Annotated in this window: 8 protein-coding genes; 4 read left to right on the top strand and 4 right to left on the bottom strand. The window is 67.1% G+C overall.

Annotated elements, in window-relative coordinates:
• The first annotated feature begins 63 nt into the window (after positions 1-63).
• Both AC1D1S_RS17560 and AC1D1S_RS17555 read left to right on the top strand, forming a co-directional pair.
• Positions 64-1,572 (top strand): SDR family NAD(P)-dependent oxidoreductase, encoded by a 1,509-nt coding sequence (locus AC1D1S_RS17560; RefSeq protein WP_476995053.1) that lies wholly within the window; start codon positions 64-66, stop codon positions 1,570-1,572.
• 114 nt (positions 1,573-1,686) lie between these two features.
• Entirely contained in the window at positions 1,687-2,154 is a 468-nt protein-coding gene (locus tag AC1D1S_RS17555) for a pyridoxamine 5'-phosphate oxidase family protein (RefSeq protein WP_028275551.1), read from the top strand.
• 23 nt (positions 2,155-2,177) lie between these two features.
• Here AC1D1S_RS17555 and AC1D1S_RS17550 read toward each other — a convergent pair whose 3' ends face one another.
• Positions 2,178-2,627, bottom strand: a complete 450-nt coding sequence (locus AC1D1S_RS17550; RefSeq protein WP_243177654.1) for a universal stress protein — start codon at positions 2,625-2,627, stop codon at positions 2,178-2,180.
• Positions 2,628-2,928: 301 nt separating this feature from the next.
• On the opposite strand from AC1D1S_RS17550, the gene AC1D1S_RS17545 reads away from it, so the two are divergent.
• Positions 2,929-3,660 carry a response regulator gene (locus AC1D1S_RS17545; protein WP_476943903.1) on the top strand — a complete coding sequence of 244 codons (732 nt, stop codon included), beginning with the start codon at positions 2,929-2,931 and terminating at the stop codon, positions 3,658-3,660.
• Positions 3,661-3,693: 33 nt separating this feature from the next.
• Here AC1D1S_RS17545 and AC1D1S_RS17540 read toward each other — a convergent pair whose 3' ends face one another.
• Positions 3,694-5,394, bottom strand: a complete 1,701-nt coding sequence (locus AC1D1S_RS17540) for a GAF domain-containing sensor histidine kinase (protein ID WP_476943904.1) — start codon at positions 5,392-5,394, stop codon at positions 3,694-3,696.
• Between the two features lie 158 nt (positions 5,395-5,552).
• Between AC1D1S_RS17540 and AC1D1S_RS17535 the strand changes: the two genes are divergently transcribed.
• Positions 5,553-6,050: a pyridoxamine 5'-phosphate oxidase family protein gene (locus tag AC1D1S_RS17535; RefSeq protein WP_028275547.1), complete on the top strand. Its 498-nt coding sequence runs from the start codon at positions 5,553-5,555 to the stop codon at positions 6,048-6,050.
• A 104-nt stretch (positions 6,051-6,154) separates the two neighbouring features.
• Here AC1D1S_RS17535 and AC1D1S_RS17530 read toward each other — a convergent pair whose 3' ends face one another.
• Together AC1D1S_RS17530 and AC1D1S_RS17525 are read right to left on the bottom strand one after the other, a co-directional pair.
• Entirely contained in the window at positions 6,155-7,006 is an 852-nt protein-coding gene (locus AC1D1S_RS17530) for a transglutaminase family protein (protein WP_028275546.1), read from the bottom strand.
• The coding region (locus AC1D1S_RS17525; protein ID WP_476995052.1) for an alpha-E domain-containing protein at positions 7,003-7,720 on the bottom strand (718 nt) is incomplete at its 5' end. The genes AC1D1S_RS17530 and AC1D1S_RS17525, both read right to left, overlap by 4 nt.

The following is a 7,720-nucleotide window of genomic DNA, read 5'->3' as shown; positions in this document are numbered from 1 at the left end:
AGGCAGGCGGGGGCCCGGCAGGCACGTCCGGCCGRGCTCCCCGCACCCTGTAAAATTAGGGCAATGAGCTCCCCCGATCTGTCCTCCGACTTTCCCTCTGCCGAGCCTGGTCTTGCCGATCTTGGTCTCGCCGAGCTGACCCCGGAGGAAATCCAGGCCTGCCTGAAGGTACTGAACACGATCCACGCCTATGACGAGGAGCACCCGGACTACGTCTCAGTGCGCCGCGCCACCGGGAAAATGTTCAAGGCCGTCAAGCGCCACCGGCGGGTCAGCAAGCGTGATGAGATCGCCGAGGCGGACCGCGCCGTGATCGCACAGACGGCGACGGCGGCCCCCGACAGGATCGACGACGAGACGCGCGGCAACAAGCTCGCCACGTCCGCCACCGGGGAAATCGCCGGCCGCCTGATCAGGTCCCGGCCGTGCTACATCTGCAAGCAGCACTACACCCAGGTGGATGCCTTCTACCACCAGCTGTGCCCCGAGTGCGCCCTGTTCAGCCACAGCAAGCGCGACGCCCGCACCGATCTGACCGGCCGCAGGGCCTTGCTGACCGGCGGCCGGGCGAAGATCGGCATGTACATCGCGCTCCGGCTCCTCCGGGACGGCGCGCACACCACCATCACCACCCGGTTCCCGAAGGACGCCGCCCGCCGCTTCGCTGCGATGGAGGACAGCGCCGACTGGCTGCACCGGCTCCGGATCGTGGGCATCGACCTCCGCGACCCGTCCCAGGTGATGGCCCTGACGGATTCCCTGGATGCCGCAGGACCGCTGGACATCATCATCAACAACGCGGCCCAGACGGTGCGGCGCTCCGGCAACGCCTACAAGCCGCTCGTGGACGCCGAGGACGAGCCGCTGCCCGCCGCCCTTCAGGCTGCCAATGGGGGCCCGGAGCTCGTCACGTTCGGCCACGCCCACGACAAGCACCCGCTTGCCCTCGCCAGCAGCGTGCTCGACCATCCAGTGCTGGCCGGTGACGCGATCACGTCCCTGGCCCTGTCCACCGGGTCGGCGTCGCTGGAGCGGATTGCCTCCGGCACCGCGATCGATGCGGGCGGACTGGTCCCGGACCTCGCCAGCATCAACAGCTGGACCCAGGTGCTGGACGAGGTGGACCCGCTGGAGATGCTCGAAGTGCAGTTGTGCAACGTGACGGCTCCGTTCCTGCTGGTCAGCCGGCTGCGTGGCGCCATGAAACGCTCCACCGCGCGGCGGAAGTACATCGTCAATGTCAGTGCCATGGAAGGCCAGTTCTCCCGCGCCTACAAGGGCCCCGGACACCCGCACACGAACATGGCCAAGGCTGCGCTGAACATGATGACGCGAACGAGCGCCCAGGAAATGCTCGACGCCGACGGCATCCTCATGACGGCCGTGGACACCGGCTGGATCACGGACGAGCGCCCGCACTACACCAAAGTCCGCCTCATGGAAGAGGGCTTCCACGCGCCCCTGGACCTAGTTGACGGCGCCGCCCGCGTGTACGACCCCATCGTGATGGGCGAATCCGGCGAGGACCAGTACGGAGTGTTCCTCAAGGACTACAAGCCCAGTCCGTGGTGACCCCCAGTCCCTGGTGACCGGCGCCGGCGGGCCGCGGCATCCGTCACATACGTGTCCGCCGCGGGACCTATGGCCCTAATGGGGGTTACGGGGCGGCCCGTATCGTGGCTCGACATGGACTCAACCACGCCCTCGCCGGAATACTCGCTGACCATGGACCAGTGCTGGGCGCTGCTCGATACCGAAGTCGTGGGGCGCGTGGCGCTGATCGTAGACAACCATCCGGAAATCTTCCCGGTAAATTTCGTCCTCGAACGGCGGGCGATTGCCTTCCGCACCGCCGGCGGCACGAAGCTGTGGGGCGCGATCACAGGCAAGCCGGTTGCATTCGAGATCGACGGCTACGAGGCCCGCGACGAGACGGCCTGGAGCGTGATGGCGCGCGGGGAAGCCGAGGTCATCGAGAGCCAGGAGGAGAAGGACGAAATTGACTCCCTGCTCCTGGAGCCCTGGCAGCCCGGCGAGAAGGCCTACTACGTGCGTGTGGCTCCCAAAGCCCTGACCGGACGACGCTTCAAGGTCAACCGGCCCGATGTGTGGAGCACCCGGCTCTCGGATCCGCGCCGGGCCACGTTCGAATAGAATCCTCCGGCAGGATTGCGGCGTCAGCCGTGTTCTGGCGAGTGGACCACCAGCACCGGGCAATGCGCATGTGCCACACAGGCGGAACTCACCGATCCGAGCAACAGCCCACCGAATCCGCCGTGGCCGCGGCGGCCCAGCACGAGCATGTCCGCGGCTTTGCTCTCCTCGATCAGCACGCGGCGGGGGTGCCCCTGGATGAGGCGGGCCTCGACGTTGTCCGGGGTGTCCGGGCCGAAGGCCTTCGCCACCGCCTCGGCCAGGATTTCGCCGGCCCGGACATCGAAGTCGTCGATGCCGACGGCGACATAGCCGTCGTACACCGGCGGGTAGTCCCAGCACGCCAGCGCGACCACCTTGGCGGCCAGAGGCACCGCGAGGCCCTGCGCATGCCGCAGCGCGGACACCGAAGCGTCCGAGCCGTCAACACCTACCACGATCGTGCGGACGTCCCTGACTTCGTTCATTGCCATCCTTGCCTCGTACCGGCCGAGTTTCCCGCGCCAGATGGCGACGCTCCCATGATTGCCTTCGCCCGGCCAGGCGCCTAGGGCCAAAAGGCATGCACGCACCCCGGCCGGCGTGCGACCCGGAAACGCTCCGGGCAACGGGCCGGAGGCGGCCTGTTGGGCACTATGACCCTTGTCCGCGCCGCCCCGGTGCACAAGAATGGCAGAGGCTGGGGTCAGCAGATGAAATACAGCATCTCGTTACAAGAATCAGCGTGTTACTAAGAGCATCGAGCGGCCCCGCAAGCGGCCGGACGGGAGAATCATGATTGCCTGGGCAGACGCAGGTCTCACTGCACCTGATGGCGGGCAGGCGGTGATCCGAGTCTTTATCCTTGATGACCACGAACTTGTCAGGCGCGGGCTGCAGGAGCTTCTCGAAGGCGAGGGGTTTGCCGTCGTCGGCAGTTCCGGATCCGCGGTGGAGGCGACCCGGCGGATTCCCGCACTGCATCCTGATGTCTGTGTGCTGGACGCCCGCCTGCCGGACGGGACCGGCATCGAGGTCTGCCGGGACGTGAGGTCGGTGGACCCGTCGTTGAACTGCATCATCCTGACGAGCTTCGACGACGAACAGGCCCTGCGCGGCGCCGTCCTGGCCGGGGCAAGCGGATACGTGCTGAAGGAGATCGGCGGCACGGACCTGATCGGCGCCCTGCGGCGGGCAGCAGCGGGCGAGTCCCTCTTCGAGGAAGGCGTGGCCGCCGGCGTCGTGGACAGCCTGGTGGAGGCCGAAGAGGTCGACCCGCGCACGTCCTCCCTCACGCCCCAGGAACGCAAGGTCCTGGAGCTGGTGGGCGGCGGACTGACCAACCGGCAGATTGCCGCCGAAATGTTCCTGGCGGAAAAGACCGTCAAGAACTATGTGTCGTCCCTGCTGGCCAAGCTTGGATTCGAACGCCGCACGCAGGCCGCCGTCTTCATCGCCAGCCCGGGATTTCCGGCGGCCGCCGTCGGGAGAACCGGCGAAGTAATCCGGCCCCGCAGCGTCGGGTAGGCTCCGCGGAAACCGGACCTTCGGGCGTGCTGGCTAAAGCGGCACCGACCATTCCAGGCTGGTACCGGAGTCGGGCGCGCTCGTGATGGTGCATTCGCCGTCGAGCATGCGCGCCCGGTCCTCGAGGTTGCTTAGCCCGTTGCGTTTTGAGGGTTGGGCGAATCCGGCGCCGTTGTCGCTGATCACCACCGTCACCCGGCCCCTGACGACCGCAACCGAGACCGAGATTGTATCCGCCCCGGAGTGCCGGATGGCGTTGCTGAGCCCCTCGGAAACCACGGCCACGACATTGTCGGCCTTGTCAGGTGTCACGGCATCCACGGGTCCCGTAATGGTCAGGCGCGGCGGGAACGGCATGGACTTCGACGAACTGCGCGTGACACGACGGATCCGGCCGCTCAGCAGTTCGATCTCGCCTGTGTTGCTCTTGAGCGAGTAGATGGTGTCGCGCAGACTGCGGATCGCCTCGTCGAGTTCGCCGGTGATGTTGCGGATGCGCTCCAGCGCCAGATCCTCCTTGGTGAAACGGGTCAGGCTCTGCACGCTCAGCCCGGCGGCGAACAGCCGTTGAATGACGAGGTCATGCAGGTCCCGGGCGATCCTGTCGCGGTCGGTGAAGACCAGAAGCTCCTCGCGCAGCCGGTGCACCCGGGCCAGTTCCAAGGCGAGGGCCACGTGGGAGCCGAAGACGGCCCCCATTTCGATGTCGGTCCGGGCGTAGCGCACCGACTCCTTGTCCCGTGCCAGCAGCAGGAGGCCATGGTGGGCACCCTGGGTACTCAGCGCCACTGCCAGCAGCGGGCCGGTGACTGCGCCGTCGACCTCCCCCAACACTTCGGATGCGTCGTCGAACAGCACCGGCTCGCCGCCTTCGAGGACACCTTCCAGGAGCTCTGAGTCCAGATGCAGTGACCGCCCCGAAAACGCGGTGCCACGCTCACCGGCAACGCCGATCACCACGTGGGCCACGCCATTGGCGGCGGGTGCCACCAGCAGGGCGAGTGAGGACGCTGACTCCTGGAGCGCCCGGCCGGCTATCGGGTCCAGGCCGCCCGAGGTGTAGTCGCGGTCCGTGCTCAGCATCAGCCCGGAGACGTCCATGCAGGCCTCCAGCCAGCGTGCCCGGCGGCGGGCGTCGTCGTAGAGCCGGGCATTTTCGATGGCGACGCCGGCCGCCGCCGCCAAGGCGACGGCCAGGGCCTCGTCTTCGGCGGAAAAGTCCTCCCCGCCTTCTTTTTCGGTGAGGTAGAGGTTGCCGAACACCACGTCCCGGACGCGGACCGGGACACCAAGGAAGGACTGCATGGGAGGGTGGTGCGCGGGGAATCCGTAGGCCTCGGGGTGCTTGCTCAGTTCATGCAGCCGGAGCGGCAACGGGTCCGTAATAAGGAGGCCAAGGACTCCGTGGCCGGTCGGCAGCGGACCGATTTGCCGTGCCAGATTGCCATCGATGCCCACAGTGATGAAGTGGCTTAACGCGTGGTCATCACCGATGACGCCAAGGGCGCCGAACCGGGCATGCAACAACCGGCACGCTGATTCGACCACGCGCTCCAGGACAGCATCCAGGCTCAGGTCCTCGGCCAGGGCGACGACGGCTTCCAGCAGGCCGGCCATGCGTTCCTTGGATTGAAGCAGCTCTTCCGCCCGTGCGCCGAACCCCTTCAGTAGCTCCTCAACTACGGGATTTGGCTCGGACACGGTATGGCCTGAGCCCTCACCCGTTGAATGCATGTCATTGCCCCCAGTTCGCTCCGGCCAATGTAGACGCTGACGGCCCTCTGCCAGAATAGCGCGAACGACTCAGGAAAGCCTCAGAATTCGGAGATTAACCCGGCGGCTGGGTCCATTTGCCCTAGCCGCCGTCAGCCCGGCCGCGTACGCTCGCCGGCATGAGCACTGAATCGAGCCCGGGCCGTCACGAGCCAAAGGACCAGACCCACGCTGTCGAAGACCTCGACCACCACGAATGCTGGCGGCTGTTGCGCAGCGTCTCCGTCGGCAGGCTGGCGGTCTGGGTGGACGACCACCCCGATATCTTCCCGATCAACTACAAAGTGGACCACGGCACGCTGGTGTTCCGGACCGCGGAGGGCACCAAGCTGCAGGCGGCCACCGGCGGCACGCCTGTGGCGCTGGAGGCCGACGGCATCAACGCGGACACCGGAGTCGCCTGGAGCGTCGTCATCAAGGGCCAGGCCGCGCCGGTGCAGAACCCCCAGGAAGTCATGGACACCGTGGGTCTGTTGCTGTTCCCGTGGCAGGCCGGAAAGAAGGAACATTTCGTCCGGATTACGCCGGAGACCGTCACGGGCCGGCGGTTCAAGGTGGTGCCGCCCCAGACCTGGTGGACGCCGTTGGACGACGCCACGCGCTCCGGTCTCGAATAACCCGCGCCCCTCAAAAAAACACCTCTTGCGCTTTCAGATCGGGCTGCCCTGAGGGCTTTAGGGCAGCCCGATCTGACAGCGCAACGCGGGGGCGCGGCGTGCGGTCAGGCGACGCGGGTGATCTCCACGCTGACGCTGAGGGCCGATCCCCCGCCGCCGGACAGGATGCCCTTGAGCGGCGGCACGTCGCGGTAGTCGCGGCCCCGGGCCACGGTGACGTGGAAGTCCCCCGCGGGTTTGTGGTTGGTCGGGTCCCAGCTGCGCCATTCGCCGTCCCACCACTCGAGCCACGCATGCGACTGGCCGGCGACCGTCTCGCCGAGCTCCGCCGTCGAACGCGGGTGAAGGTAACCGGACACGTAGCGGGCCGGGATACCGCAGCTGCGCAGTGACCCGATGGCGAGGTGTGCCAGGTCCTGGCAGACGCCCTGCCGCTGGTTCCAGGCCTGTTCGGCGTTGGTGGTGACGCCGGTGGAGCCCTTCATGTAGGTCATTTCACCGCGCATCCAGGCAAAGACCGCCATGGCGGCCTCGTGCGGCGATTTCCCCTCGACGACGCCGGGAATGATGGCGAGCACCTCGGAGCCGGGACCTGTGAGCTGGGACTGGGGAATCCAGTCGCTGAACTGGTTTAGGCGTTCCGGTGCGGCCAGGACGTCCCAGCCGACGATGTCGGCCTCGGTTGCGATCTTCTCGACCCGGTGCACCTCGACGGTGGTGGTGGACAGCACCTCGAGGTGCTCGTGCGGCATCTGCATGTCGAAGGCGGTCACCCGGGTGCCCCAGTAGTCGCGGTAGCTGCTCAGGGCCGCCTGCGAGGGGGAAACCTTCATGGAGGATTCCAGTACCACCTGCTGCGGGTCCGTCAGCGGGGTCATCCGGGCCTCGTTGTAGGACAGGGTGACGCGTTTGTTGTACTTGTAGGCCGTCTTGTGGACGATGTTCAGCCGGGTCATGAAACTTCTCCCACCCAGGCCAGTTCGTCTGCCTGATTGAAGTACTTACGGGAAATGGCGTCCGAGGCCTGCGACACGGCCTTTTGCACACGCTCCATGTGCTCCGGCAGCTCCGACATGAGGTCATCGGTGCGGTGGAACTCCAGGAAGGTGCGGGCCTGCCCGACGATCCGGCGGGCGTCGTTGATGAAGCCGACGCGCTGGGCCGAGGGGTCGAGCTTCGCCAGGCACTCGTCGGCGTCGCGCAGCGCGTAGACGATGGACCGCGGGAACAGCCGGTCCAGCAGCAGGAATTCGGCCGCGTGCTGGTCCCCGAACGCCGCCCGGCGGGTCCGCAGGAAGGATTCGTAGGCCCCGGCGCAGCGGAGCATGTTCACCCAGGACATGCCGGCCGAGAGGACATCGCGGGTGGACAGCATGCGCGCGGTCATGTCCGCACGCTCCAGCGACCGGCCCAGGACCAGGAACTGCCAGCTCTCGTCGTGGCTGACGGTGGTGTCGGCGAGGCCGCTGACCATGGCGGTGCGCTCCAGGACCCAGTTGCAGAACCGGTAGGTGCCCACCACGTCCTTGCGGTGCTGGTTGAGCCCGTAGTAGGTCGTGTTGAGGCTTTCCCAGAGCCCGGAGGAGACGGTCTCGCGGGCGCGGCGGGCGTTTTCCCGGGCGGCTCCGAGGGAACCGGCAATGGAGGTGGCACTCTGCTTGTCGTAGGCG

This window comes from Arthrobacter sp. P1_A5 (genome assembly GCF_056406825.1).
This window is presented reverse-complemented; position numbering and strand designations above follow the sequence as displayed.

Bases quoted from the DNA above. Each gene is read 5' to 3' on its own strand.
- AC1D1S_RS17560 (WP_476995053.1), top strand. From the start codon at position 64: ATGAGCTCCCCCGATCTGTCCTCCGACTTTCCCTCTGCCGAGCCTGGT.
- AC1D1S_RS17555 (WP_028275551.1), top strand. From the start codon at position 1,687: ATGGACTCAACCACGCCCTCGCCGGAATACTCGCTGACCATGGACCAG.
- AC1D1S_RS17550 (WP_243177654.1), bottom strand. From the start codon at position 2,627: ATGGCAATGAACGAAGTCAGGGACGTCCGCACGATCGTGGTAGGTGTT.
- AC1D1S_RS17545 (WP_476943903.1), top strand. From the start codon at position 2,929: ATGATTGCCTGGGCAGACGCAGGTCTCACTGCACCTGATGGCGGGCAG.
- AC1D1S_RS17540 (WP_476943904.1), bottom strand. From the start codon at position 5,394: ATGCATTCAACGGGTGAGGGCTCAGGCCATACCGTGTCCGAGCCAAAT.
- AC1D1S_RS17535 (WP_028275547.1), top strand. From the start codon at position 5,553: ATGAGCACTGAATCGAGCCCGGGCCGTCACGAGCCAAAGGACCAGACC.
- AC1D1S_RS17530 (WP_028275546.1), bottom strand. From the start codon at position 7,006: ATGACCCGGCTGAACATCGTCCACAAGACGGCCTACAAGTACAACAAA.